The organism is Sphingobium sp. GW821-FHT02B05 (assembly GCF_059421905.1).
The window spans coordinates 69,996-96,564 of sequence record NZ_JBWKVW010000010.1 but is presented as its reverse complement, the minus strand read 5'-3'; the positions used below and the strand labels follow the sequence as shown (position 1 = coordinate 96,564).

Annotated in this window: 29 protein-coding genes; 23 read left to right on the top strand and 6 right to left on the bottom strand. The window is 62.5% G+C overall.

Translation table 11 applies throughout. From position 1 onward, the window contains the following. Positions 1-146: 146 nt before the first annotated feature. On the bottom strand, positions 147-953 hold the full coding sequence (gene xth / locus AC07UX_RS19030; protein ID WP_495193546.1) for an exodeoxyribonuclease III: 807 nt from the start codon (positions 951-953) through the stop codon (positions 147-149). Continuing rightward, positions 950-3,463, bottom strand: a complete 2,514-nt coding sequence (ligD, locus tag AC07UX_RS19025; protein WP_495193545.1) for a DNA ligase D — start codon at positions 3,461-3,463, stop codon at positions 950-952. The genes xth and ligD overlap by 4 nt, the downstream gene beginning before the upstream one ends. Before the next feature lie 192 nt (positions 3,464-3,655). Between ligD and AC07UX_RS19020 the strand changes: the two genes are divergently transcribed. Next, entirely contained in the window at positions 3,656-4,804 is a 1,149-nt protein-coding gene (locus tag AC07UX_RS19020) for an extracellular catalytic domain type 1 short-chain-length polyhydroxyalkanoate depolymerase (protein ID WP_495193544.1), read from the top strand. Positions 4,805-4,844: 40 nt separating this feature from the next. On the opposite strand, the gene AC07UX_RS19015 is transcribed toward AC07UX_RS19020, so the two are convergent. Beyond that, complete coding sequence (locus tag AC07UX_RS19015; RefSeq protein WP_495193543.1) at positions 4,845-5,792, bottom strand: GNAT family N-acetyltransferase; 948 nt, start codon at positions 5,790-5,792, stop codon at positions 4,845-4,847. A gap of 161 nt (positions 5,793-5,953) precedes the next feature. Here AC07UX_RS19015 and AC07UX_RS19010 point away from each other — a divergent pair, with 161 nt between their 5' ends. Then, entirely contained in the window at positions 5,954-6,172 is a 219-nt protein-coding gene (locus tag AC07UX_RS19010; protein WP_495193542.1) for a KTSC domain-containing protein, read from the top strand. 1 nt (position 6,173) lies between these two features. Here the strand turns inward: AC07UX_RS19010 and AC07UX_RS19005 are convergent, their stop codons facing one another. Both AC07UX_RS19005 and ku read right to left on the bottom strand, forming a co-directional pair. Next, complete coding sequence (locus tag AC07UX_RS19005) at positions 6,174-6,428, bottom strand: hypothetical protein (RefSeq protein ID WP_495193541.1); 255 nt, start codon at positions 6,426-6,428, stop codon at positions 6,174-6,176. 4 nt (positions 6,429-6,432) lie between these two features. Next, positions 6,433-7,344 carry a non-homologous end joining protein Ku gene (gene ku, locus AC07UX_RS19000; RefSeq protein WP_495193540.1) on the bottom strand — a complete coding sequence of 304 codons (912 nt, stop codon included), beginning with the start codon at positions 7,342-7,344 and terminating at the stop codon, positions 6,433-6,435. Between the two features lie 299 nt (positions 7,345-7,643). Between ku and AC07UX_RS18995 the strand changes: the two genes are divergently transcribed. The 21 genes from AC07UX_RS18995 (at position 7,644) to AC07UX_RS18895 (ending at position 25,354) form a co-directional block, all read left to right on the top strand. Next, positions 7,644-8,306, top strand: a complete 663-nt coding sequence (locus AC07UX_RS18995) for an SOS response-associated peptidase (RefSeq protein WP_495193539.1) — start codon at positions 7,644-7,646, stop codon at positions 8,304-8,306. Further along, positions 8,303-8,497, top strand: a complete 195-nt coding sequence (locus AC07UX_RS18990; RefSeq protein ID WP_495193538.1) for a DUF6961 family protein — start codon at positions 8,303-8,305, stop codon at positions 8,495-8,497. The genes AC07UX_RS18995 and AC07UX_RS18990 overlap by 4 nt, the downstream gene beginning before the upstream one ends. 534 nt (positions 8,498-9,031) lie before the next feature. Next, positions 9,032-9,301 (top strand): hypothetical protein, encoded by a 270-nt coding sequence (locus AC07UX_RS18985; protein WP_495193537.1) that lies wholly within the window; start codon positions 9,032-9,034, stop codon positions 9,299-9,301. After that, entirely contained in the window at positions 9,298-10,080 is a 783-nt protein-coding gene (locus AC07UX_RS18980) for a DsbC family protein (protein ID WP_495193536.1), read from the top strand. Before AC07UX_RS18985 ends, AC07UX_RS18980 begins: the two co-directional genes overlap by 4 nt. A 228-nt stretch (positions 10,081-10,308) precedes the next feature. Continuing rightward, the gene (locus AC07UX_RS18975) at positions 10,309-10,611 is read left to right on the top strand and encodes a hypothetical protein (protein ID WP_495193535.1); all 303 of its coding nucleotides are present in this window, start codon (positions 10,309-10,311) and stop codon (positions 10,609-10,611) included. A 123-nt stretch (positions 10,612-10,734) separates the two neighbouring features. Further along, positions 10,735-11,001, top strand: coding sequence for a type IV conjugative transfer system protein TraL (locus AC07UX_RS18970; RefSeq protein ID WP_495193534.1), 267 nt, complete (start codon positions 10,735-10,737; stop codon positions 10,999-11,001). A gap of 8 nt (positions 11,002-11,009) precedes the next feature. After that, positions 11,010-11,645, top strand: coding sequence for a TraE/TraK family type IV conjugative transfer system protein (locus AC07UX_RS18965; RefSeq protein WP_495193533.1), 636 nt, complete (start codon positions 11,010-11,012; stop codon positions 11,643-11,645). Beyond that, on the top strand, positions 11,629-12,396 hold the full coding sequence (locus AC07UX_RS18960) for a type-F conjugative transfer system secretin TraK (protein WP_495193532.1): 768 nt from the start codon (positions 11,629-11,631) through the stop codon (positions 12,394-12,396). Before AC07UX_RS18965 ends, AC07UX_RS18960 begins: the two co-directional genes overlap by 17 nt. An 89-nt stretch (positions 12,397-12,485) precedes the next feature. After that, positions 12,486-13,775, top strand: a complete 1,290-nt coding sequence (locus AC07UX_RS18955; RefSeq protein ID WP_495193531.1) for a TraB/VirB10 family protein — start codon at positions 12,486-12,488, stop codon at positions 13,773-13,775. Between the two features lie 32 nt (positions 13,776-13,807). Then, entirely contained in the window at positions 13,808-14,443 is a 636-nt protein-coding gene (locus AC07UX_RS18950; RefSeq protein WP_495193530.1) for a TraV family lipoprotein, read from the top strand. Beyond that, positions 14,440-16,959 (top strand): TraC family protein, encoded by a 2,520-nt coding sequence (locus AC07UX_RS18945; protein WP_495193529.1) that lies wholly within the window; start codon positions 14,440-14,442, stop codon positions 16,957-16,959. The genes AC07UX_RS18950 and AC07UX_RS18945 overlap by 4 nt, the downstream gene beginning before the upstream one ends. Then, a complete protein-coding gene (locus AC07UX_RS18940; protein ID WP_495193528.1) occupies positions 16,959-17,285 on the top strand; it encodes a hypothetical protein in 327 nt (108 codons plus the stop codon). The genes AC07UX_RS18945 and AC07UX_RS18940 overlap by 1 nt, the downstream gene beginning before the upstream one ends. After that, positions 17,255-17,518, top strand: a complete 264-nt coding sequence (locus AC07UX_RS18935) for a hypothetical protein (RefSeq protein WP_495193527.1) — start codon at positions 17,255-17,257, stop codon at positions 17,516-17,518. The genes AC07UX_RS18940 and AC07UX_RS18935 overlap by 31 nt, the downstream gene beginning before the upstream one ends. Continuing rightward, positions 17,508-18,140, top strand: a complete 633-nt coding sequence (locus AC07UX_RS18930) for a conjugal transfer protein TraW (protein WP_495193526.1) — start codon at positions 17,508-17,510, stop codon at positions 18,138-18,140. The genes AC07UX_RS18935 and AC07UX_RS18930 overlap by 11 nt, the downstream gene beginning before the upstream one ends. Further along, a complete protein-coding gene (locus AC07UX_RS18925) occupies positions 18,137-19,150 on the top strand; it encodes a TraU family protein (protein ID WP_495193525.1) in 1,014 nt (337 codons plus the stop codon). The genes AC07UX_RS18930 and AC07UX_RS18925 overlap by 4 nt, the downstream gene beginning before the upstream one ends. 367 nt (positions 19,151-19,517) lie before the next feature. Beyond that, complete coding sequence (locus AC07UX_RS18920) at positions 19,518-21,446, top strand: hypothetical protein (RefSeq protein WP_495193524.1); 1,929 nt, start codon at positions 19,518-19,520, stop codon at positions 21,444-21,446. 59 nt (positions 21,447-21,505) lie between these two features. Further along, the gene (traN, locus tag AC07UX_RS18915; RefSeq protein WP_495193550.1) at positions 21,506-22,540 is read left to right on the top strand and encodes a conjugal transfer protein TraN; all 1,035 of its coding nucleotides are present in this window, start codon (positions 21,506-21,508) and stop codon (positions 22,538-22,540) included. Then, positions 22,512-23,345, top strand: a complete 834-nt coding sequence (locus AC07UX_RS18910; RefSeq protein ID WP_495193523.1) for a type-F conjugative transfer system pilin assembly protein TrbC — start codon at positions 22,512-22,514, stop codon at positions 23,343-23,345. The genes traN and AC07UX_RS18910 overlap by 29 nt, the downstream gene beginning before the upstream one ends. Positions 23,346-23,460: 115 nt before the next feature. Next, on the top strand, positions 23,461-23,916 hold the full coding sequence (locus tag AC07UX_RS18905) for a S26 family signal peptidase (RefSeq protein ID WP_495193522.1): 456 nt from the start codon (positions 23,461-23,463) through the stop codon (positions 23,914-23,916). Positions 23,917-23,939: 23 nt separating this feature from the next. Beyond that, a complete protein-coding gene (locus AC07UX_RS18900; protein WP_495193549.1) occupies positions 23,940-24,761 on the top strand; it encodes a conjugal transfer protein TraF in 822 nt (273 codons plus the stop codon). A gap of 26 nt (positions 24,762-24,787) precedes the next feature. Further along, positions 24,788-25,354 carry a hypothetical protein gene (locus AC07UX_RS18895; protein WP_495193521.1) on the top strand — a complete coding sequence of 189 codons (567 nt, stop codon included), beginning with the start codon at positions 24,788-24,790 and terminating at the stop codon, positions 25,352-25,354. 32 nt (positions 25,355-25,386) lie between these two features. Here AC07UX_RS18895 and AC07UX_RS18890 read toward each other — a convergent pair whose 3' ends face one another. Further along, the gene (locus AC07UX_RS18890) at positions 25,387-26,553 is read right to left on the bottom strand and encodes an ATP-binding protein (RefSeq protein ID WP_495193520.1); all 1,167 of its coding nucleotides are present in this window, start codon (positions 26,551-26,553) and stop codon (positions 25,387-25,389) included. Positions 26,554-26,569 lie beyond the last annotated feature (16 nt).

The window sequence follows — 26,569 nt, the reverse complement described above, 5'->3', positions numbered from 1 at the left end:
CCCTGCTGAGCGGCGCGCTTTTCATCATTTGGCTTCTGACCGGGGTTTGGTTCTTCCATCATCCGCTCCTGTTGTGTTTCACCTTTGATCAACGTCGAACGGGGGACCGCATGGCTTCGTTCCGAGGAGGCAAGCGGCCTGCCTAATCAGGTCGGCTTCTTCGCTCTGTGGCGACGTGGCTTTTCTTCCAGCTCAATCCAGACCGGCGCATGGTCGCTGCTTTTTTCCCACCCGCGCGGCGCCTTATCGACCTCGGCCGCAACTAGGCGCGCCTTGGCTTTAGCGTTTAACAGGAGATGATCGATGCGAAGGCCAGCATTGCGCTCGAAGGCGAAGCGCAGATATTTCCAGAAGGTGTAGATGGTCTCGTCAGGGTGCAGATATCGCAGAGCATCCGTCCAGCCCTGATTCAGCAGTCGCTGATAGGCCGCACGCACTTCGGGCGCGAAGAGCGCGTCGTCCTGCCAGCGCTCGGGCGCATAGACGTCGAGGTCCGTCGGCATGACATTATAGTCGCCAGCGATCACGACGGGCGCGTCCAGATCGATAAGTGTTGCGAGATGTTGGTGCAGCCGATCGAACCAGCGCAGCTTGAAATCATATTTGGGGCCGGGCCGGGGATTTCCGTTGGGGAGGTACAGTCCAGCCACCAGCACGCCGCCGACCGCTGATTCGATATAGCGGCTCTGTTCGTCATGTGGATCGCCTGGCAGACCGCGCCGGGTTTCATGAATTTCGCCAACACGGCTCAGGATGGCCACGCCATTCCATCGGCTCTGCCCATGCCAGATCGCGTCATAGCCTGCGTGGCGGATGGCCGCTTCGGGAAATTTCTCCTGCGGCGCCTTCAATTCCTGGAGCGTGACGATGTCCGGTTCCGCTTCGCGAAGCCAACGCAGCAAGACTGGAAGACGCCCGTTTACGCCGTTCACATTATAGGTGGCGATCTTCACAGGTCCGGCAGGATCTGGTCGGCCCGCCCCCAGTTGGCCAGATCCCTGGAAGCCGCCCGCATCACCATTTCCGCCACATCGCCGATATGCCAATGGCCTGCGCTATCAAGATCGCGCAGCTCTTCCCAAGTCACCGGCACCGCGATCGGGGCGAACGGCCTCGACCGGGCACTATAGGGCATGACAGCGGTCGCGCCGCGCTGATTGCGCAAATAGTCAATGAAGATTTTGCCCGAGCGTCGGGCCTTGGCCAGCGCGGCAGTAAAGCGGTCGGGATCGGCCTGCGCCAGAGCCAGCGCGAAGCGGTGGGCAAAATCCTTGACCTGCGGCCATTCCGCGGTTGGCGTCAGCGGCGCGATCACATGAACCCCTTTACCGCCCGTCACCATCGGAAAGGTCACCAGCCCCATCTGGCCCAGCACATCCTGCAAGTGAAGAGCAGCGGAGACGACATCCTTGAATTCCAACCCTTCATCCGGGTCGAGATCAAAGACAAGGCGATCGGCCTTTTCGACATCCTCGATCCGCGCGCCCCAGCCATGAAATTCGATAGTCCCCATCTGGACGCAGGTGAGGAGGCCTTCAAGCGAGTCCACGAACAGATAGGGTTCCTCATGGCCATCCTTCTCTAGGATCGCGACTTGCTTGACGCTGTCGCCAAAGCTTCCGGCATCATGCTTCTGAAAGAAGCACTTTTTGTCGCTTCCCTGCGGACAACGCACGAGGCTGACGGGTCGGTTCCCAGCCCAAGGCAGCATGATATCAGCCACGGCCTCATAATAGTCCGCCAGTTCACCCTTGGTGAGCTTGCCTTCTGGGAATATCACCCGGTCCCTGTTGCTGATCTTGACGCCGCTGGTACCTGCCGATCGCGCCGCGGTCGTGACAGGGGTTTCCACCTCCAGCACGACAGCTTCCGGCTTCTTGTCCTCGCGCAACCCCAGATAGCTGGAGTGCCGCAGCACACCCTCGTCGGTGAACTCGATATAAGCGATCTCGGCGACTAGCCTGGGCTTGATCCAGGTCGCTCCCCGCACGGCGGCCCGCGGCGCTTCGACCGTTGGCTTCTTCTGCTCAAGCGGTGCCATAAGCGCCATCAACCGCTCGACCTCGTCCCCGCTAAAACCGGTCCCGACCTTACCGGCGTAGCGCAGCTTTCCTCTTTCGTGAACGCCCAGCAGAAGCGCACGGAAACCGCGCTGCTTGTCCGAAGGGGTCCAGCCCACGATGACGAACTCCTGGCGGCGAATGCATTTGGTCTTGACCCATGAGCCCGATCGCGAACCCGTGTAGCGCGCATCGATACGTTTGGAGATGACGCCTTCCAGCCCGGCGCCACAAAAACTGTCAAACAACTGCTCGCCTCGCCCAACAATGTGGTCCGAATAGCGCAGATGCCCCCTGCCCTCGCCGATCAGCGCTGCCAGCTTTTCCTTCCGCTCAAGCAGCGGGCGGCCTGTGAGGTCTTCGCCATCAAGCGCCAGGAGATCGAAAGCCATATAGTCGATCTTGCCCGGATCGCTCTTCAGCGCCGCCTGAAGTGCCTGGAAGCTCGTCCGTCCGTCAGGCAGGATCACGACAGCTTCGCCATCGATAAGCGCGCTGCCGGTATCCAGCGTCCCCGCGTCTGCGATAAGGGTGGCAAACCGGTCGGACCAGTCGAGGCCCGATCTTGTGTACGCCCTTCCCTCTCCGCCACCGACTGCCAATAAGGTGCGATAGCCGTCATATTTAAGTTCATGGACCCATCGGTCTCCTGGCGGAACATGGTCGACCAGCGTCGCCAGTTGTACCGGCTGGAACGGAGGCAATGCCGCTTTACCCTTCTGGCGTGCTTTCCTTGCTGATGCGGCAGCGGGTGCTGCAGCATGTTTGCCGGCAGAGCCGCCCGCGGCCTTCCGCCTTCGCACGGGCTTTCCAGCCGCGATCTCTTCCATAGTTCGCCCGGTGTCGACGCTGGTGAGATGAATACCGACGAGATCGTCCGAACCACCCGTAAAAGCATCGTTCACCTTGCGAAGGATCCAGTTTTCGCCCTTCTCCTTGCCGCGGGGCTTCAAGCGAAACAGGATCCATTCGCCCTGCATCCGTCGCCCATGAAGAATGAAGTGGAGATGCCCTTCCGGCAACGTCTTGCGCGGATCCTTCCCGGCGATCGGTTCCCAGGTGCCATTGTCCCACAGCATGACCGTGCCGCCGCCATATTCACCCTTGGGGATCGTGCCTTCAAACCGGGCATAGTCGAGCGGATGGTCCTCTGTGCGTACCGCAAGCCGCTTATCGTCCGGGTTCGCACTTGGCCCCCGGGTAACAGCCCAGCTGAGGAGGACGCCGTCCAGCTCCAGCCTGAAATCATAATGGAGACGGGATGCGGCATGTTTCTGCACGACAAAGCCGTTGCCGGCTGTCGGCGCGCTCGCGCCGGACGGCTCTTTCGTTCGCGTAAAATCCCGTTTCGCACGATAGAGTGTGAGACTATCGCCTGCTTTCCGCGTCGATGCCTTAGCCATTTTCCTCTTCCCAGCTACCGCCGATCAACCTGCGGCACGCGCAAGTCGTTCCACCGCAGATTGCCACGACTTTCCTCGCTTTGTTCGTCGGTATCGCCTTGCACGCGCTTGCCTGATCACCATATTGTGCAGTGCAGCATAAACGTCCTTATAACTATCTCATGCGCTGCCTGGCAAACGGGAGATATCCGCGTGACCAAATTATCCGCGACTATTGCAAAGCTCGCCGCGATGCGCGGCGTGACAGCCGCTCCGGCAAATGCCGTCGGTGCAAGCCGTTTGAAAGTTCTGGAGGACTTCGGCGCCAATCCGGGCGCCCTGGTGGCCAGGATTCACGTTCCTTCCCAGCTTTGCAAAAGGCCCGCGCTCGTGGTTGTCCTTCATGGCTGCACTCAGACCGCTGGCGGCTACGACCATGGCTCGGGCTGGTCGCGCCTGGCTGACGAACAGGAATTTGTCTGTTTGTTTCCGGAGCAGCAGCGAACGAACAATTCCAATCTCTGCTTCAACTGGTTCTCTCCAGCAGACAATCGCCGAGACAGAGGCGAAGCCCTCTCCATTCGCCAGATGATTGACGCCACGGTAACGGCCTATGATATCGATCCTTCGCGCGTTTTTGTCACGGGCCTTTCGGCCGGAGGGGCCATGACGTCCGTCATGCTGGCGAGCTATCCTGAGGTTTTTGCAGGCGGCGCCATCATCGCGGGTCTCCCGTATGGGTCGGCCGACAATGTCCAGCAGGCCTTGCAAGCCATGCGCGATCCGGTCGCGATCAACGCAAAACAGCTCGGGGATCTCGTACGCAAGGCGTCGCGCCATGAAGGATCCTGGCCGCGCATTTCGATCTGGCACGGTAGTGTAGATCAGACGGTCAGCAGCAAGAATGCTGATGCGATCCTTGCTCAATGGCTCTCGGTTCACGATCTCGATCCCACGACCGCCGCCACCGAAATGATCGGGCAGCATCGCCGCCGCGTCTGGAGCGACGGCTCTGGCCGCCCCCTGGTCGAGAACTTTCGCATTGCCAATATGGGCCATGGCACGCCAATCGCGACCACCGGTCCGGAAGCATGCGGTAGCGCAATGCCCCATATGCTGGACGCCGGCATCTCCTCAACACGGCGGATTGCAGCCACCTGGGGCTTGCTTGACGTCGATCAAACGGCTCAAGCGGCCTCCACCTATAAGCGAACAGATGAAATGCCCGCGCATTTGCCGGCGGCGAAGATCAGCCGCCTGGAGCCTATGGCAACTGAGGCTTCACCCCCTGCCGGGTCCGCAAGGGCGGGCGTTGAAAAAGTCATCCATGATGCCCTTCGCGCAGCCGGTCTCATGCGGTAACCGCGCATCACGGTCAGGTTGGCAGGGAAGCAGAAGCGGATCAGTCGTGTGACACCATATCTCGCGCGAAGCGGTAGCTGGTCTGCTCGAACTTGAGCGCGCGGAAGAAATTATGGGCGTTGCTGATTTCAATATCGCTCATGACCTCTATTCGACTGCAGCCCGCTTTGCGAAGCGCCGCGCAGGCGTCGTTCAGCAAGGCGCTTCCGACCCCCTGCCGCCGCTGGCCCTTGTCCACTAGCAGCAGGGTTATGCGACCGATGAGGCCATGCTGAAGCGTCTGGATGCTGGTCCAACAGCAGCAGCCGATGATCTCGCCTTTCTCAGCGATGCAGGCCCCGCCGCCGGCCTTGCGGAGTGTCTCAAGATTGCGCGCGACGCCCAGTTCGTCCGCTTTACCGGCTGCAAGCTGGCGCAGCAGCCCTGACAGTCCTGCCGCATCTGACGATTTGGCGATCCGTATTTCAAGGGCGGTGGGGGCTGGCTTGGCAGGGGCATCTGCCTGTCGATCATGCTTGCGTGCAGCTGCGGCGGTGATTTTGGAGCGCCTGCGCGTAGCTGGTTTAGCGCTTTTGTCCGAGGCACCCGAAACCGGCTGGCTCCCGGCTGCCGGGGCCGACGCCGTTTCTGCCGGGCGAGGCCCCCTCACGCGGTCTATAGCCCCGCGTCGCCGCCGAATGACTGGTTCCTCGTCCTGTTCTTCATCCTGCGCGCGCGCTCTGGACGGATGTGGCGATCGGGCGGGCGCCGCCTCCGCCGACGCTTTCCAGGTGCTGGTGGCCCCCTTTCGCAGATACGCCTCAATGTCCTTTGGCGAAGCGGTCAGCCCCTTCTCGCTAACGCCCAGCAGAGCCTTGCCCTCTGCATCAGTCAGTCCGAACTTCCCATAGTCGCCGCTGCCGGGCTTGCGGTTGCGTGACTTCAAAAGCTTGAGGCCCCGATGCTCCGCCATGTCCCGCAGCTTCTGGTCGATGGGTTTATCCGTCATGATGCCATAACCCCGCTGATCATGCGCAGGTTCAAAGAGCGCGCTGCTGACTGTACATCCAATCCACAGAGTGCTGGATGCGTTTAGAACTTGTTGACGCGGAACCGTCCTGGCTGTTCAGACGCTCGATCACCATGCGCGCCAGACGTCTAAACTCCTCCATGATCGACCGGATCGCATATGACGAGGATCAACGCATCCTCATCGTCACCTTCCGCGATACCGGCAAATATCTATACCATGATATTCCGGTCTCGACCTTCGAGGCCTTTTGCGAGGCGCCGTCTGCAGGCGCCTTTTTCAACTTGCATGTGAAGGATCGGTTTCGGTGCAGCCGCGACCCGGACAGGAAGCGCTTTGGCCCAAACGCATTAAGATAGTTCAGGCGTCTCCCAGCGCGCGATAGACCGACATGAGATGACGACCCGCTATCGCACGCGCCTGCGGCGAACGGATCGTCTCCTCATTGGTTTCGTGCAGCATCGTGAGCAAGTCGAGCAATTCCTGCCGGGGCATACCGGTTTCGAGCATGTGCGTGCCGATCAGTGCCACAAGATTGCTCCATAAAGTAACGGATGCTTCGGCAAAGGCTGTATCGCTTTCATCATCCTCGCCGCGCAGCGAATTATCGTTCACCGCGTCAAGCCCGTTTCCTGGCAGGAGCCTTGCGCGTCGGCTTGGCGGCCGATTTTGTCGTGGCCTTGGCGGACGCTTTGCCCGTCCCTTTTTTCGCCGGTGCCTTGGCTTTGGCGGCACTGCCACCCGCAGGCCCGATCGATTTCTTGAGCGCCGCCATCAGGTCAACGACATTGCTGCCACGCGGGTCAGAGCCCCCGTCATCATCGCTGTCGATATTGAGGGTCTTACCCTTTTTCTTGCGCTCGATCAGATCTTTGAGCGCATCGACATAGCGATCATGAAATTCGCTCGCATCGAATTTCCCGGTCTTCTTGTCGATCAGCGTCGTAGCAAGATCGAGCAATTCTTCATCCGGATCGCCGTCGCCAATTTCGCGAAAATAACTTGCCGCCTTGTTCACCTCATCGGCATAGCGAAGTGTCTCCATGACCATCCCGCGGCCGCAAGCCTTGATGCTCACCACATATTCGCGGCCCCGCATCGCCAACTGGCCAAGGCCCACCTTGCGACTACGGCGCAGTGCTTCGCGCAGAACGATAAACGCTTCTTCTGCCAGATCGTCCGCAGGCACGACATAATAGGGCTTTTCGAAATAGATCATGTCGATGTCTTGAGCATCGACGAACTGGGTGAGTTCGAGGGTCTTTTTGCTTTCCAGCTTGACCCCTTCGATTTCCTCTTCATCCAGGAGCACATATTCGCCCTTGGTATATTCGAAGCCCTTGACGATCTCGTCGAGATCGACCGGCCCGATGCCGGGGACGACCTTCTCATATTTGATGCGCTTGCCCGATGGTTCGTGAATCTGGTTGAAGGCAATCGTCGCGCCGCTCTTGGTCGCTGAATAGATTTCAACAGGGATCGATACGAGAGCCAGCCGGATCTGGCCTTTCCAATAGGGTCGCGCAGCCATGATCACCTCCTGACGGGTTCACGCTCACAACCTCTCATCTACGTGTGCGTTCCACCAGCCTCCTGAGAAGCGCCCGATAGCCCGCAAAATGCGGCTGTGAAAATCCCTGCGCGATTGGCAGGAGAAACAATGGTCGTGACATTATTGCCACCCCGCGCAAGCGCTGATCGTTCACTATCAGAGACTCGTAACTGGCAAGAAATGGGGACGTTGGCAAACGCTATCGATGGAACAGAGGCTGGATTACCGCCGACTTTACTGCGTGACCGCCTATGTTACTCTGGCGGTCGACAAAACATATGGAGGACCACCCCATCTGCAATCTCTTCACCGTGCGCAAGAGTGCCGCAGAAGTCGCAGCGCATTTCGGCGTCACTCTTCCTGTCGCGCAGTTCAATACTCCCGAGGAAGTTTATCCCGGCTATCCGGGAATGATAGTTCGCGAGCAGGACGGCGAGCGCGTGCTGCAAAGCATGACGTGGGGCTGGCCGGTGCGGCTCAAAACAATGAAGCCGGAATCCAAACCCAAGCCGGTTAACAATATTGCCGATCTGAAGAAGCCCTTCTGGATCGGAGCCGCCCGTAAGCCTGAGTTTCGATGCCTGATCCCTGCCACGCATTTTGCTGAGGCCGAGGGTCCAAAAGGCGCAAAAACCAGAACCTGGTTCTCCCTTCGCGACCGCGCTGTGTTTGCATGGGCCGGACTTTGGCGCGACAGCGCTGAGTGGGGACCGGTGTTTTCCGGAGCAATGACCGACTGCAACGAGGCGATCCGGCCGGTCCATGACCGGATGCCGGTGCTACTCCATGAGGATGAATATGAGAAATGGCTGCGCGGCAGCTTCGAGGACATCATTGGCTTTCAGGACCGGTGCTTTCCTGACGACCTGATCGTGATGGACCGCACCACCGATCCCTGGAACAAATCAAAGTCAGCCCCCGTGGGTCCTGCCTTGCTGTGACGGAAGAGCAGGAAAGATGGGCCGAGGCACTGGCCATCGAACGACGCTATGGCGGGAATGCGCCGGATCATATTGCCACGAGAGCGACCGAACTTGCACTCGCTGGCGATGAGGCAGGCGTGCAGCGGTGGATAGCCATTGCTGAGCGGTTCGACCAGCTTCGGCCCGGCCAACTGGGTTCGAGGCAGTAGCATCTCGAGAACGCGGCCAAGCCAACATAGCTAAGGAAAATTCAAAAGCGCGTCGCGAGGGTGCAAGATGACGGTGCTTCGTCTCGCCTGCGCTACGAGATGGCGGCTCCGCTGTGCTAGCGCGCCCCCTCGCCTTCAAATCCCGACATGAATGTCCTGGTATTGGCGCGATTAACCTGAGGTGCGTCTCCACCCAATGCCGCTGCACTGACCTCTCTCTCGAAAATGTGATCTGACTGATTCGCGACGAGCGCCTCATCGCTCGCGATCCAGCCCGATTACCGCCTGGATAGTCGTCCCAGCGGTGCCTTATTGCGAAAAGCGGTACTGAGATGCCGCTTTAAGCACTTCAGTGCCGCTTTCGGCATCTCAGTGCCCTCCCTATTGCGGCGAACCGCACTGTCAGCCCTACTTCGGTTCATCCCGAACGGGGGCGCTGATGTGAACGCTCATATGAGCAGATTTGAAGACAGACGCCTCAGCCCCCTGCCGGTCCGACAAGGCACCTCGCCTTGAAGAAAAGGAGACCATCCGATGTCGGTATTTCGCCCGGCCATTCTGGCTGGATTGTTGTCTACCGCCTTGCTGACCGCGCCCGCAGGAGCGGCAGGCCACAAGGCAGAAAATCAGGCGTCCAAGCCGCAGCCTTTGCAGATCTCCCAAACGAACGGGGAGTTTTTCGTACGCGCAGTTAGCGCTGCAGTCGCCGTCGATGCGCCGCCGATCTCGCTGGGTCAAGGCATTCGATTTGACGCAGCCCTATTCGAATCACGCTTTGAGTCGGACAAGGATCTGGGCCAATGACGCCTCGCTTAGCCCGCTATCGGTACATGGCAGCCGCTCTCGCCACTTTGGTCGCCCATTCGGCGTCCGCGGCGCAAGACATGCCGTCCCAAACCGATCTTTCGGTCGCTGCACGCGCAGCAGAAGCGCAACTCCATCAGAGTTTTGCAAACCTCCAGTTTGAAGAGTTTGGCCCGGCGCCCGTCACTGGCCCGCTGTTCCAAGCGAGCGCCGGCGGCCGCATTCTCTATTATGCGCCGCAGAGCGATCATCTGCTGTTCGCCACCATCTACGACCGGAACGGCATCAACCTGACCGCCCTCGCCCAGGACGCCAGCGCGCGGAAAAGGCTGGATACCCTCGATCGCACTCAAGCACTCACCATTGGCCCGCCGGGCGCGCCGACCGTCATCGAGTTCACCGATCCGGACTGCCCCTATTGCCGCACCCTCGATCGTTTCTGGGCGGCAAAGGCAGCCGAAGGGAAGCCAGTGCGACGGCAAATCTATTTCGTGAGCGGTATCCACCCGCAAGCTGCGTCCAAGGCCGAGCATATCCTCTGCTCGAGGGACCAGGCTGGCGCCTTCCGCGCCACCTATGCCGGAGAAGCGCCAAAGCCGCTGCTTGCCTGCAAGGAGGGCGCGGCGCTTGTTGCCAGGAATGCCGAGACGGTCAAAGCCATGGGCATATCGGGGACGCCGACCCTCGTTCTGGATGGCCGCCTCATTTCCGGTCTCCAGCAGGCTGAGATCGAGGCTTGGCTCGACGAGAAGCAAGCGCCCAAAAAACCGCCCAGCTAATTTCCCCCACATTTGGCGGGCTCATGGCGACGGACGAACAAACGCCGAAGCCTTGAGCAACAGATGCCGGCGATAGGGCCCGTTTCCTTGGAGCCACCCATCCCTTCGCTGGCCGTCAGCGAACACCCGCGTCGGTGCCGGCAGGCATTCACAGGGGACGGCTCCTTATTGCCTGGAGAAAAGCCCATGCTCAAACTTGCTTCACTGCCTGCCCAATCCCGGAACCGGATGCGCCGCCTCTCTTTTGCGTCGGCCGATGCCGTGGGCACCCTGCTTATCGCGATGACCCTGGCATCGGCCGCCCACGCCTTCCAGGCACCGGCCGCAGGCGACCTTGGCTACGATATCTACGACATCGTGGTGAACCAGGGGGTGAAGGGTCCGCTCGGCTTCGTGGGCGGCGTTGCCGCCTTCCTGTTCGGGGTCAGCCGCCTCTTTTCCAACATCATGATTGGCATCCCGACAATTGTCGCCGCCGTCTGCCTGATCCGGGCGGATTCCATCCTCCAGACCTTCGGCATGATGGTCTGAGACTCGCCTGAAATAGGGACTGGTGCGGGCTTTCCTTTTGGGCCTGCGCCGGAACGGGGAGCGAACGGTCGCTCTTCGTAACAGTCACGTCTGGTCGGACGTGATGAAGCAAGGGAGAAGGACGTGGACGAGAGACTTCCGCAATTTCTGCACAAGCCGGTCCAGATCCTCTGGTTCGACGCGCAGGAGTTCATCCTCATGGTGTCCACCATCTTCGTCGCCGTCATCGTCGGCGGATATGTGGGCTGGTCGCTCCTCGGCGTCCTTCTCCTCTTCATTCCCTGGAAGCGGACCAAGCCGCGCGGCTTCATGCCGCATCTCGCCTGGCGCTGGGGGCTGCTGAAGCTCCCGCGCTATCCCGGCCCCACCCAGACCCGCTTTTGCGAGTGAGGTACCCCATGTTCGGCAGATCATCCGCCCGAGAAACCAGCGATCCCTTGGCCGGGAAACCGGCGAGCTTCGGCATCCATCGCTACTTACAGGGCTCGTCCAACCTCTTCGAGGAAAACCGACTCCTAAAATTCTCTATTGCGGGCCTGTTCGGCATCACCACGGTCCTGGGGATCACCCTTTATACGGCGAGCCAGAACCAGCGGACGATTGTCGTGCCGTTCGGCGCGGGCGGCGATCTTTATGTGACCGGCGGCAAACCCTCGCCCGCCTATCTGCGCACCATGACGCGCAACATCGTGGCGCTTTCGGGCACCTATTCCGCGCTGTCGGCCGACCGGCAGTTTGAGGAGCTGCTCAGCATCGTCCATCCGACCGCCTATAATGGCATTCGCGACAGCCTGAACGCGATCCTCGACGAGCTCGCCAATAATCCGACGCTCTCGATCGCGACCTATATCCGGCCCGATCAGGCCGTCACCTGGACCGATCGCCAGATCCTGGTGCCGGTCGAGAAGGTCCGTGTCATCGGCGGCGTCATCCGCAAATTCCGGGGCAATCTGCGCATCCGCTTCACGATAGATGCCGGCCGCTTCTGGCTCCTGTCTCTAGCCGAGGAAAATTTCGATGCCGAACTTCGGTAAACGCCTTTGCGCGCCTGCGGCGCTCATTGCCGCCTGTCTTCCGGTCCCGACATTCGCGCAGGCCATCATGGCCCTGCCCGACCAGACAAGCAGCATCCGTCTCTCCAACCGGGACATCAACCATCTCGTCTGCCAGGGCGGCGAGATCGAGGACGTCAAATTCTCGGCCGAGAAGGCGATTGCGGTCGAGAAGGCCGGCGCAGACGCTTGGGTCAAATTCCTTGTCAGGGAAAGCGACGACGCGGGCCAGGTGACCCGCAGCTTCGTCACCACGCCTTCGGAATTTTTCGTGACCTGCAATGGCGCGATCTATCCGCTCTATGCCGAGCCCTCCGATATTCCCGCCCAAACCGTGACGCTTGCTCCGGGTGCCAGCCAGCAGGCCCGCGCCAATGGCGAATTGCTAGGTCCGCTGGTCGAGGAGGAGCGGGCCGTCTCCATCACCCTCTCGATGCTCCAGGACCGGGTTCCGGCCAGTTTCACCGAGGTCGCCGTCTCGCCAACGCCGCTTGCACTCAGCGCCGCGCCTGCGCTGCGCATCACCGAACGCCGCCGAGTTGCGATCGAGGGCACCGGCTTGTCGGCGTCCGAATATTGGATCGAGGCCAGCGCCGATAGCGAGATCGACGAGCGGCTGTTCCTAGGCACTGCGATGGGCGCGCGCATCTTCAGCGTCACCCTCGATCGCCTGTCGCTGCGCGCCGGCGAGAGCGCACGGCTCATCCTGCTCCGTCGGGGAGAAGCGCTGTGAGTGGCGCGGACGACAAGATCCCCGGCAACAAAGGTGTCGGTAGCGGTGATCCCGCTTCGCATGCCGCCCCCCAGCGAAGGCATGCCGGGATGCAGGGCTATTCCCGCCCGCCCAGGAAGGATGGTGCCGACGGCAGCGCAAAGGAAGGCGGCGCCCAAAATGCGCTTCGTGGCCCCGCCCTCCTCGACCTGAAGGCTCGTTGGGCGGCACTAAGCGCTCACCAACAGCTGCGCGCGCGCCAGGCCGGCGTCGGGGTCGTCATCGCAATGTTCGGCTATGGCCTCTACACCGCATCAACAGGGTCGAAGGACGAGGCGCCGGCTGCACCGGCAACGTCCAACCTTAACATGGGCGCGGGCCTGCGCGGCGACAGCCTTGAGACCAAGGTGCGCGGGGATCTGAAGAAGATCCTCGACGGCCAGGCGCTGCTGGGTGACCGGGTGACCGCGATCGAGGAAGGCAAGATCGCGCCGGGTGCGCGCTCCGCCACCGACGCGGTGGACGGCGACTTGCCCAGCGCCATGCCCGGCGACATCCCAGCCTTCCCGCCGAGCCCCAGCGCGCATGAACTAGAGGGCGCCGACGGCAGCCTGCCGCCGCCGCCCGTGCCGTCTGCCCCTCCCGCACCGCCTGCCCCTGCTGTGGAGCGCCAAGTCGGCTCGATCGGTACCGCCACCGCCGCGCTCACCGCCGACGCGGGCGACAAAGGGGCAAACGGCATTAAAAAAAAGACCCGGACGATCTATTTGCCACCTGGTTTCATGAAGGCGCGGCTGCTGACCGGGATCGACGCGCTGGCGAGCCGGGACGCGACGTCGAACCCGGAACCGCTGATCGCTCGCGTCCAGGCACCCGCCGTGCTCCCCAATGACGTCAAGGCGAACCTTTCGGGTTGCTTCGTTATCGGCAATGCGACCGGCAGCCTCGCCAAGGAGCGAGTCGAGGTCCAGCTTGTCTCCCTCTCCTGCGTCGATTTCGATGAACGCTCGGTCGTCGATCAACCGATCAAGGGCTTCTTCGTCGATACCGACGGGAAGAAGGGGCTATCGGGCCGGGTCGTCACCCGGGCCGGCGCCGCGCTCGCGCGCAGCTTCATTGCCGGCACGATCTCGGGCATGAGCCAGAGCGTCGAAAACACGTTCGGGGATACGTCTGTCTCCGCGCTCGGCACCGTCCGGTCGCTCGATGCGGGCGAGGCAGCCAAGTCCGGCATTGCCGGCGGCCTCTCCAAATCCTCCGATAAGCTCACCGACTTCTATCTCGATCTCGCCCGCCAGGCCGGACCCATCGTCGAGGTGGGTGCGGCCAAGGATGTGGTCGTGGTGATTCAGGAGGGCGTCGCCCTCGAAATCAAGCCCACAGCGGGAAGCAAATTCTGATGCGCCCGCGCCTCACACTAGGAGACACGCCCATGCCGCTCCTCTCTTTCCCATCAGCGTCACCCCTGCGCCGCACCGGTGCCCCGCTTCTGATGCTCGCCGCGCTTCCCGCCTGCACCGCGATCGGGTCGGTCATGTCGCCTTACCCGGAAAAGTTCAGCTGCAAGAATAGCGACCATGGCCAGTGCATCCATCCCGAGCGCGCCTATGAGGACGCCGTTGCTGGCGCGGTCTCGCGGTCCGATCCCAAGGTGACGAACGAAAGGAAACTGCTGAAGGGCAGCACCGCCGCAGTGACGCCCGCCACAAGTGCACGCCGCTCGGGCAAATTGGCCCAGCCCTATCTCGGCTATCGCGACAGCGTCTATCGCGAGCTTCAAGGGCTGGTTGAGGCACCCGTGACGCCCATGCTGCGCCCCGGCCGCACGATCCGCACGCTGATCCTCCCCTATGCCGACCGGGAGCGGCCCGACCGACTCTACATGCCGCGCTATGTTTATTCGATCCTCGACAAGCCCCAATGGGTGGTCGGCGATTATCTGGTGAGCCCCGTCAATCCCGCAGGCCGCGTGCCGGTTCTGGAGCAGTTGAAAGCCAAGGCGGAATCGAGCGACGGCAACGATATTCCCGCCCCGCCGCAGGAGCAGCTTGGGGAGTCCGGCCAATGAGGGCGCCCGGCACCCGTCATGGCGGCGGCATGACCTTCAAGCGGCTGCGCCAGAGCGTCTCGCGCGATGCCTATTCCGACTTTCTGCCGATGGTCGCCTGGGTCGAGGAGGAGGATGCCTTCCTCTGCATCGACGATGGCTGGGGCCAGGCCTGGGAACTCATCCCCTCCGCCTATCTTTTCGCCCATGTCCATCAGGCGCTGCTTGGCCTCCTCAATATCCACTTTGCGCCAGGCACCGTCGTCCAGCTCCATTGCTTTGCCGACCCGCTGATCGACGATGCGCTCGACGCCTTCCTCGATTTAAAATCCCGGCCCGATCCGCTGATCCAGGCTTCGGCGCGCCGCACCCGCGATTATCTGCGCGACGGGACGCAGGGGCTCGATGCGCTGCACGGCATTCCGCTGCGCAATTTCCGCCTCCTTCTCTCGATCAAGACTCGCAAACCCCTTGGGGCGGATCTGCGGCGCCAGATCGAGGAGCAGCTCTCCAAGCTCGGCATCACCCGCCTCGCGCCCGAGGCGCTCGTCACCTTCTTTCGCCGCATCTTCAACAGCGTGTTCGAGAACGCACCGGGAGTTTTTGCACGCGGCAGCGACGACATGCCCGCGCGCCCGGTGCGCAAGCAGCTGATCGATGCCGGCCCGGATCTCGTCTTCGATGGCCCGGAACTGTTCCTCGGCGACCAGGTCGCCCGGTGCCTGACACCCAAATCGCCGGCCCGACGCGTCACCGCCGAGCGGTGCAACCGCCTTCTGGGCGGGATGCGCGGCGCGTCGGAGGACAGCGACCAGATTGGCGGTCCCTTCCTCTATACCCTCAACATCCTCTTCGATCATTCAAGCTTCGAGATCCACAAGCGTGCGCAGATCCTCTCCGCGCAAAAGGCCGCCGGCAGTTTCGCGGTCGAGGTGGGAAAGCAGATCGAGGAGATTGGCTGGGTGCTCGACGAGGCGGGCAACAGCCGCTTCGTATCGGTGATCCCGGTCATCTGGGTGTTCGGCCGTGATAGGGCGCAGGCCCGCGAGATGGCAGCGCGCGCCAAGCGCTTGTGGGAGAGCGAGCCACTACCTTGGATGATGCAGGAGGAGAGCTATCTCAATCCCGTGCTGCTGCCGATGGCACTCCCCTTCGGCTTCTATCCCGACCGGCGCACGATCAGGATGCTGGAGCGCGATCTGCCCATGCCCGCCAAGGCGGCGGCGCTGCTGGCACCGGTCCAGACCGACTTTCGCGGCGGCGGGCGCCCCGCCCTTCTCTATGCCGGGCGCAAGGGCCAGCTTATCACGCTCGATCTCTTTGATCCGCGCATCAACAATTATAATTTCATCGTCTCGGCTGAAAGCGGTGCAGGCAAGAGTTTCCTCCTCAATAACCTGTGCCAACAATATTATGCTCAAGGCGCGCTCATCCGCATAATTGATATTGGCGGCAGCTATCGCAAACTCTGCACGCTCTGCTCAGGCCGATATATCGATATCGGAGAGGAGCATCTCGTCCTCAACCCCTTCGACATGGGGTTCGCGCTCGACGGTGACGATCGCCAGTCTGCCATCTCCATGGCGGTCGCGATCGTCGCTGAAATGGCCAATGCCGCGACCCGCAAGGGCGTCAGCACATCCGAATGGAACCTGCTCAAGTCTGCGGTGCAATGGACGATCGACAATGGACGGGCCGAGGCCGGGATCGACGCCGTGCGCGACTGGCTTGGCGCCTATCCCGCTCATGCCACTAGCGATCTCGACAAGGTCGATCATCTGATACCTGCCGCCCGCGAGCTTGCTTTCAATCTGCGCGATTTCGCTAGCTCCGGCGCCTACGGACACTATTTCAACGGCCCATCGACCTTCGACATTTCCGCCGACGAGTTTGTCGTGCTCGAGCTTGAGCGCCTCAAAGCCATGCCCGATCTCTTCAATGTGATCGTGATGGTGGTGGTAAATGCGGTCACACAGGAACTCTATCTTTCGGCTCGCGACCGGCCCCGTTTCGTCCTCTGCGATGAGGCCGCCCAGTTCATGACCCGCACCGACGGGCAGGATCTTTCGCGTCTCGCCGAGGTGTTCGGCCAGGGCTATAGGCGGGCGCGCAAATATCAGGGAAGCTTTGGTGTCGTCCTCCAGTCGATGAACGACCTGCTGCTGTTCGGAGGCACCGGACAGGTAATCCTCGAAAATGCCGCCACCCGATTCCTGCTCCAGGGATCGACCTATGATCGGGCGGTCGAGAACAAGATCCTCGACTATTCGGGCTTCGTTCTCGATCTCCTGAAGTCGGTCCGCAACAACAAGCCCAATTATTCGGAAGTCTTCATCGACTCGCCGCTGGGTCTCGGCATCGCGCGGCTCGTCGTCGATCCCTTCTCCTACTGGATCAACACCAGCGCGCCACAGGAGGTGGCAGCGTTCGAGGCGCGGCTGCGCAGGGGCATGTCGCCCCTCGAAGCGGTCTGCGATCTGGCCGGCGTCGATCCGACCGAAATTCTTGGGTTCAGCGTTAGCGGGGAGCAACTCTGATGCGCACGCCTCCCGATAAGAACCAGCCCCACTTCGAGTTTGAGGCCGACCCGCAACTGGAAGCTCTCATCGATGCGCGGGCAGCGGCCAAAGCCGAAGCCCAGGCCTTCCAATGGCGCTTCCGTCTTGTGACGATCGAGACGATGATGCTTGGGTTCCTCGTCGGCGCCGCCGGCATCGCGCTTCAGAAGCCTCCGTTCCTGATCCTGCGCGCAGCGGTGATGGTGGCCGCAGGCTGCTTTGCAAGCGGCATATTGCTCATCGGCATGACCGGTGCCGCAGGCAAGTCGGCCAAGTGGCTACGCAACTGGTGGAACCGGCGATGAAGGGCATCCTCAGCGCCGCGCCCTCGCCGGGGCCGATCCGCCTTCTGGTCGGCACGCAGCTCATGCTGCTCGTCCTGACGATCCTGGTGCTCGAAACACCCGGCGCCCTGCCACTGCGGCTTCAGGGTCTGCTGCTCGCTGGTTGGGTGCTTGGCGCATCCGCGCTCATCTGCGGGATACGCGGCGACAGATCTGACGACAGGCCTTGGTGGAGGCGGCGCCATGACCGCTGAGCCATTCTTCCCCGATCGCGCCCGCCACGCCCTGATCGGCGCGCTGATGCTGGGCCTTGCGTGCGGCCATCCCGCGCTGGCGTCGACCTCGACGATTGGACAAACCTTGCCCATCGCCGAGCCCGACGCCATGGCAGAGATCGAGGCGCGCGCCTCCAGAGCACCCAGCCTTGCCTCGCGCCTGGGCCTCCGCTCGAGCTGGTCGGCGCTTCAGACAGCGCCATTGGCGCAGGCCAAGGTAGATCGGGTCCGCAGCCTCGTCCCCTTCTATTCTGTGGAGGAAGATATCCGCCTGCCCGATGGCCGACTGCTTTACCCCAAGGGATTCACCTTCAACCCGCTCGACTATGTGTCGCTGCCCCAGCGTCTCGTCATCGTCCATCCGCGCGATCTGGGCTGGGCATTGAAGCAGGCGCAGTTCACCGATTTCATCCTGCTGACCGCCGGCGATGCCCTCGACCTTTCCGAGCGCAGCGGACGGCCGCTCTTCATTCTCGAAGAACGAGTAAAAGAGCGGCTCGGCCTCACCGTCGCGCCGGTGATCGTCGCACAGCAGGGCAAAAAGCTCCTCCTTACCGAATATGCGCCGCTGCGCGCAGCGGGCGGGAGCGCGCGGCCATGAAACGGCGGCTCTCTTTGCGCATGGCGCCGCTTGCACTGGCACTGGCCGTCGGCGGCGCGTCGGCACCTGCCCACGCTTCCAAATGCGAGGCGGGGACAATCTTCAATCCGATCACCAAGGTGAGATGGAACTGTATCTTCCCGATCACCATAGGGGGCGTGCGCGTCGGCAGTTTCGACAAGCTCGACAAGGAACTCGACGCCCAGTCTGCCTCCAAGCCGCTCTGCGCCTGCCGCAAGGGCGCGACCTTCTGGTTCGGGGTGAAGGTGAGCTTTTGGTCCCCCAACCGGATGATCGATGTCGTCACCGAGCCGGGCTGCATGATGGCGCTCGGTGCCGATCTCCTGCCGACCGGCGGCCGGCTTCAGGGCAGCCAGTCTGGAATCGCCGACGGCACCAACAGCCAGAAGCTGTTTGCGCAAATGCATTATTATATCTCGCCGGTCTGGAAGATGCTCGACATGTTCACCGACCTCCCCTGTACGCAAGATGACGGGTTCGACGTCGCCATGATCACCGAAGTGCTGCCGACCTGGCAGTCCGGGACATTGGGCGCGATCATCCAGCCGGAAGGCATTCTCTTCGGCAATCCCGCGGCGGGTCTTGCCTGCATGGCCGACAGCGCTGCGGCCGCAGCAGGCAAGGTCATCGACCCGCTCTTCTGGTGCATGGGAAGTTGGGGCGCCACCTATCCGGTCGCGGGCGACATCCATTTTGGCGACAGCGTCGAGGCCTGGGCGGGCCTTGCTGCGCGCGGCACCTTCATGATGGGGCGGCTCGGCGCGCTCACCATCTCCTCGGCCGACGGCTGCTCCTTCAAGGCTCAGCCGATCTGGACCAAGAGCCGCTACAAGCTCCAGATCATGGAGCCCGTGAAGGGCGGCAAATGCGTCAACATCGGACGCCCCGGGGCGCTCTGGTCCTCTGGCAAACATGCGCCCGGCAAAGACAATGCCCAGTTCATGTCCTTTGAAAAGGTGATCTGCTGCGCGGGGGTATCCACCCCATGAACCGATCCCTTCCCCCATCCCCCACAGCGATCGCCTGCTTTCGATGGTCTGCCCGCCAAGGCCAGAACCGGCCGCTCGATCGCTGCGAGGGCGGAGCGGCGCTGGCGCCATCCGGCGCCGCTCCAACACTCGATTCTTCCCGTGCGATTTTGGAAACGCATGGGGAGAAGGTCAGCACGGCCGGATGGTCCCCCGGCGGGCAGGGATACCCTCCTGTACCTCAATCCTCGCCCGCTTTGGCCGTGCTGACCACCATCGACGGAAAGGCCGCCTTCCAACGCCTGTCGGCACCACCCGACATGGTCGGGCTTTTCCCCTTGTTCCCACTCCGCGCCGCAGATCGCTTTTGCTCAGGTGAGGATGAGGCATGAGGTGGCCCATCTCTCCTCTCGCCATACTGGCAGCGCTGAGCGTCGAACCGGCGTTTGCGCAGGACATGGACGCGAGAGCGCGGGCGGCGGCGACCGCCTCGCGCGCCAAATCCGGTGACAGCGAGGCGATCAGCAGCAATTATCTGACGCCGGGCCTCGCCAACCAGCCGGTCAGCACGGTTGACAATAGCCGCAGCTTCACCCCCAATCTCGCCTGCCAGCAGAGCGCCACCATGCTCGAAATGCTCGTCCAACCCGGCATGACCGGCGACATTTCCCATCTTTCCATTTCCCGCGACAAGGATCTCGACGGCGCGTTCGACCAGGTCCTGACCCTCCCGGTCCCGGTATCGGGAATCTGCGCCAACGGCGTTATCTCCTGTTCGCCGGGAAGCTGGAACCAATGCCAGAGCTTCAAATGGGATGTCGGTGGCACCGGCGATTTGAGGCTCAGCCAGGTCGATCTGCCGGATCTTGCCGGATGCTATTGCATCAATGCCAGCTGCGGCGCGAATCTGGTCGCGGGCAATCTCCCCTCGGTGCTGAAGGATCTGGGTGGCGGCGTGATCGGGGCTCTGACGACCGCTGATCCCCGGATTGCGGTCGCGCAAGCCAGCATCGATGGCCCGGTCATCCGCTATGTCGGCGCGCAGACAACCGCCTGTACTTCCTCGACTGCGGTGTCCGCAACGAGCTATCGCACCAACCCGACCGCGATCAGCGACGACGCCTATGCCGCCTCGCAAACCAGTTCGGTCTTCACCGCGCTCGCGGCCTCGCCGGCAGGGAATGGCAAGGCGGAGGAAACGCGCTCCTGCGCGATTGAACGCGAGATCAACGTCAAATCCTGGGACTTCACAGACATCGTCTCGGCCAGTGGCGCAATCACTTCGACCGCCAGCTGCGGCACAGGATGCCTGCGCTTCCAGATCAGGGGTACGGGGACCTGCGGCAGCAATCCGCCAGTCTATACCGTCACTTTCAATCCGTTACTGCCCAGCCGGATCGTCTCGGCGCGGATCATCGAGATGGGCGCGGACGACTGGGTTCAGGGCCGGATCAACGGGCAAGTCGTGGGGTCGGCGGGCAAGCGCCTCTGGCTGGGCGATGGGCTGCCGTCTGGCGACTGCCGGATTAGCGATGATCCCTGGTATCACCGCACGCCGATCGATTTCACAGATGCGCTCAAGTCCCGCGCGACGTCGGTCAGCGCGCGAGTGCGCGGTGGAGGCGGCGGCAACTGGGGCTATGTCACCGTCGAGATCCAGGTCGACACGAACTGCGAGGTGAGCGAGCGGCTGGTGGATCTCTGTGCTGGCTACGCGGGAGATCCCGTCTGCCGCCTGACCCAGGAAGATGTTGATGGCGTCGAGACGGTTAGAAACGGCGCCGTCACGGGTCTTAAACCCCTGCCCCAAACCCGCCTGTTCGGCACCGGCAGCTGCATCTTCCAATATAGCCGCGACTTCTTCCGGCGCACGCGCCGCTACTCCTGCGTCGTCGATACATCAGGAACAGTGCAACCCGATCTCAGCCGCGCGACCTATATCATCGACCATTCGACCGAGACGATGCTCGCCGACCATACCCGGAGCAGCGATGGCTCCATCGTCCAGTCGAGCCGCACCTTCGCGCTCCCCGATCGTCCGATGGTCGCGGCTTGCGAGTCCATCTGCAAGACCCGGGCCCCCAGCGCAAATAGCGGCGTCGCTCCGGCCGGGACCGTGGCGGAGAAACAGAATGTGCCCGTAGGCTGGGACAGCTTCTATCATGTCTGTTCGAGCGACAATGTCTGTCCGCTGGGCGCTGGCGAAGAGATCGTCTCCCCTTGCGGTTGCCTTGATGACTTCCCCGAAGCGGTGGTGATGATGCAGACCGTCCGGCTCGCTGGCTCGGACCTTGCCTGCACGGCGGTGGCGCGATGATCCGCTGGCTCTCATCCTTCGTCTCGCTCGCCTGTGCGCTGACGCCGCTTGGCATTGCAATGAGCCCGCCCGCCCACGCAGCGCGGATTTGCGCGGCGGACCTCAACGGCAACGGCGATGCCGCCGATGAGGGAGAACTGGCGCAGTGCCTGGCAACCGCGGACGGCGGCGCGCTCTGCCCGATCGGCCAGGTCGACTGCGTGACCGACGCTCAGGGCGGCTATGCCTGTCCGCTTGGGGCTGTTTTTACCTGCAAGGTGCCGGCAGCTGGTGGCGTGCCGGTCTGCTCACCCAATAGCTGCATCGATACCGCTGCCACGCCGATCGAAAATGAGGAAGTCGTCGATGATCCGGGCGCGCCCAATGACGGGCCGGTCGATGCCGATGGTAATTGTCTCGGCACGATCGAGATATTTGGCGGACGGGCGCTGCGCTGCCGGCCGCCTGGCGCCAGCGTCACCTTCCAGAATTGCTGCAAGGACAAGGGCAAGGTCGTCAAGGACGGGATGGGTGGTTCGCTGAGTTCCATCACCACCAAGATCGCGATCGCCAAGGGCGTCTTCACGGGCATGAAGGCAGCCTATACCGCGTTCAAGGCGGGCGCGACCGCGAGCCAAGCCGCCTCAGCCGGTGCCAATGCAATCATCGTCGGCATCGATCCTACCTCGATCGCGATCAGCCTGGCCATCAATTATATGGTCGAGGTGCTGCTCCAGGGCTGCGATCAACAGGATATGGAAACCGGCATGCTGCGCGGCTCGGGCATGTGCCATGAGATTGGCACCTATTGCTCGTCCAGTATTCTTGGCATCTGCATTCAGAAGGCGCGCGGCCATTGCTGCTTCAACACGAAGCTTGGCCGCATCATCCAGGAGCAGGGCCGGCCCCAGCTGGCCGCGTTCAACAGCCTTGGCTGGGGTACGCCCGAACACCCCTATTGCCGCGGGTTCTCGGCGGAAGAGTTTCAGGCCCTCGATTTCAGCCGGATGGATCTCTCCGAATATTATTCGGACATCGAAGCCCGCGCCCAATCCGACATCCAAATCGATATGAAGGAGAAGATCGATGCGACGCTCAGCATCATCCACCCCTGAACGGCTGCTGCGCGCCGGTGCCATCGCCACGCTCTGCGCCGCCAGCCCTGCGCTGGCGCAAACCGGCTCGAACATCAGCGACGGCCAACCGCCGACATTGGGCCGCCCCACAATCTCCGGCCCAACCGGTATCCCCGAACCATCGCAGCCCATGCGCCGCCGGGCGTTCGAAGCGATGCGGCAAAAGGGCCGCTTTCCCGAAATCGAGATGCGGGCGCGCGATGACCGGCAGAACGCCAAGCAGCGCATGGCGGCCGAGCATGACGCCATGCAAGCGCGCCTTTACCAAGCCCTGGGGCTTGCCGCACCGCTCGATGCCGCGAAGCCAAAGGACGGGCGCGCGGCGCCTTCGGCAAAGAGCAGGGTGCCGATGCTGTTCGCCTCCTCATCCATGCCGCTCCAGACCCTGCGCAATTATGCGGTTCAGCTCGAAACGGTGGGCGGGGTCATCGCCTTTCGCGGGGTGCCGGGCGGCCTGAGTAAAATCGGCCCGATGGCGAAGCTGACAGCACAGATTCTGCGCGTCGATCCGGGCTGCGAAGGCCCGGCCTGCACAATGCGCAATGTGCAGATCGTCGTCGACCCGATCCTTTTCCGCCAGCATGGCGTCAATCAGGTTCCCGCCTTCGCCATGGTGCTCGGCGATCCCACCCTCCCCTATTGCGAGCGCGACGAGGAGGTTGCGCCCCGCGCCAGCCATATCGTCTTTGGCGACGCCGCACTCTCGGGACTGATGGACGAATATGCCCGCCTCGGCGGCAAGGAGGAGGTCAGCGATGCTGCGTCTCGCCTGTCTCGCCGCTAGCCGGCTCTGGCCTACTCTCAAGGCCCTGCCCACCCAGGCGGTCCTCGCGCTGGGCGGTGCAGTCGGAAACGAGCCCGCCGACAACAGGCGACTGACCCTTAGCCTCGCGGTCATCTTGCCCGTCGCGACGGTCACCTGGGTCGGTCTGTCGGGCGTAACGCTCGTCATGAGTCCGTCTATCGATGCCTGGGCGGTTCGGCGGTCGCCAGGCCCGATCAGCAAGGGCGATCTGGTAGAGTTCATGCTCTCCCACCCGATCGCGGGACCCAAGCCGGTGAGCGTCACCAAGCGGGCGCTCTGCCTCCCCGGTGAGCGGCTCCGCGAAATCGAACGCCTCTCGGTCGACGGTCGCGAAGGTACCCGGAGCTGGTATTATTGCGGGCGCACCTTCCTCGGTGCGAGCCGGTCCTGCGGCCGCGACGGTCGGCCGCTCCCTCATCTGCGCTGGGGCGATCGACCAATCCCTCCAGGCTATGTCTATGTCGGCTCCGACCATGTCGGAGGCTTTGACAGCCGCTATTTCGGGCCGGTCCGGATTGAGCGGCTCACCCGCATGGAGCGCATCCTGTGAGGCGCACCCTCACCTTGCTCGCCATGGCTGGCCTGCTGCTCCCGCCCACGGCCCGCGCGGAGGACACGATCCGTCAGGGATATTGGTGGTATCGCCACAAGGCCGATCCCGCCGAGATACCGCCCGATGATGTGCCGCCAGCCCCGATCATCCCGTCCATGGCCGAACTCGCCCGTTGGAGCCCGCCCCGGATCGCTAAGCTGATCACCGACCAACGCGATTACGCAGCGACAGTCCTTACCGTCGAGGCGGTGTCGGATTTCTGGCGACTGGAGGATTTCGCGCGGCGCAAGGCCCGCGCCTTTGCCGGAGTCACCCAACTGGCGATGCTCGCCCATCCTGAGCTCAGCGCCAAGTCCGCCAATCCCATGATCGGCGACGCGCGAGATGCGCTGGGCGCCCAGAAGGATGCGGTGCGCCGCGCCTATCTCCGCTCGCGGGCCCCCGAATTTGCGCTCGTCATGTTCTCGCGCACCTCCTGCGGCTACTGCCGGGTGCAATGGCCAATCATCCAGCGCTTCCAGGAGGAAACCGGCTGGCAGATCATCCGCGAGGATTTCGACCGGCGACCCGAACTTGGCGCCCGCTTTGGCGTAGAGGTGACGCCGACCACCATGGTCATCCGCCGAAATTCCGCGCAGCGCATGGTCATCGCCAATGGGGTCGAAGCTTTCCCGACGCTCATCCATACCGCCTATCAGGCGGTGAAGCTCCTGTCGGGCGACATCAGACCCGAACAGTTCCTGACCGGCGCGGGTGAGGAGAATGGCTTTTTCGACGCGCTCGCCAATGGTCCGGTTGCGGCCACCGATCCCATGGCGAACGCAGGTGGAGTCCGCCCGTGAGAGCCGTTGCCATCGGATCATCGATAGTGCTGCTGGGCTCGCTTCCGCTCTCGGTCGGCGCACAGCCGAACCAGCCGACGCCTGACCGGGAGCAGGGCGCCCGCGCCGCAATCCATCCGGTTTCCAGCGTCCGCGAAATGCAGAGCTGGCTCGCCCGCGTTCCCAGAACCGTTGATTATCCGCCGGATTTCGCAGCAGGGTTGCGAGGCCAGGGATCGGCGTTTATCATCGAGATGAGCACCGCGCCCGGCTGCCGGCCTTGCGGCGATCTCTGGACGAAACTTCACGCGCTCAAAGTCCGATATGGTCTGACGGTCCGTCCGCTCGGCAGGGACGAGGCTATGCTCCGCTCAGGACGGCTCGGTCTTCCGTGGATCGGCCATCCCGTCGCCTGGCTTCGACCCGTGTCCGATGAGGCTCGCGCCCTGCCGATCGCGATTGGTACGGATCATGCGGCCAACCTCGCGCGCAATATCTATCTTGGGATCAAGATGCAGACCGGTGTGCGGGCAGCCGTCGGCGTGCGCGCGATGGCCAAGTTCACCGGTATCGTCGCAGGCAGTGCCGGTCAGAAGGGTGGGGAGAGGCGATGACCATGGCCCTCATCCCCCGTGCCGGCCTGCAATCAGTGCAGGGAGAGCAGCCATCGGCCTGCCTCGGCTATTGCGCAAACTTCAATATTCTCGGCGAGCCTGTAGGTTTCTTCTCCGGGATAGATGACGATCCGCCGTACCGGATCGAGGTCTGCGCAAGCATGGTGGAAGCCCCGCTCCACCTTGGGCGAGAGGCTGCGCTTGATCTCGAAGGCCCACAGGCCGTGGCCCGGAATGGTGAGCAGAAGATCGATCTCAGCGCCCGCCGATGTTCTGTAGAAATTTGCCTGCGTGCCCTCGGGCGCCGCCGATATCAGGGTTTCGATCGCAAATCCTTCCCAACTGGCGCCGGCCACAGGATGACCCAGTATATCTTCGCGGGTGGCAAGACCCAGCAATGTGTGGACGATGCCGCTATCGCGCACATAGACGCGAGGCGATTTGACGAGACGCTTGCCGCTATTGCTGTGCCAGGGCTCCAGCCGACGAACCAGGAGCAGGTCGACCAGAAGGTCGAGATAGGAGGCGATGGTCTTGGAATCGACGCCAAGACTGCGCCCCAGGTCCGAGGCGTTCAGCAGACCCGATTGATGATGGGCGAGCATCGTCCAGAAACGGCGCAGCGTTTCGGCCGGGATGCGTGGACCCAGCATAGGGATGTCACGTTCGAGATAGGTTTTGATGAAGTCCTGCCGCCAGCGCCGGCTCGAAGCATCGCTGGTGGCGAGAAAGCTGTCGGGAAAGCCGCCGCGGATCCAGAGGCGCTCGGCATCCCAGTCGCCCACCTCCGGGGCATCGAGCGGACACATTTCCAGATAGGCGATGCGCCCTGCAAGGCTTTCGCCCGACTGGGCCAGCAACTCCATCGAAGCCGAACCGAGCAACAAAAACCGCCCCGTCCGCAAGCCCTTGCGGCGACCGCGGTCGATAAGGCCCCGCAAAAGCTGGAACAGGTCGGGCAGCCTGTGCACCTCATCGAGTATGACCAGCTTGTCTTCATGGCTCTCGAGATACAGCTCGGGATCGGTAAGCTTCGCGCGATCTCGATCCGATTCAAGATCGAGATAGATGGACGGCCGCTCATCGGCCATCTCGCGCGCGAGCGTCGTCTTGCCGACTTGGCGCGGCCCGAGCAGGGCAACCGCAGGGCTTTCATCCAGTCGGGCAATAAGCGCGCTTCTGATACGACGTTCAATCATCCTTGCATATTCGGAT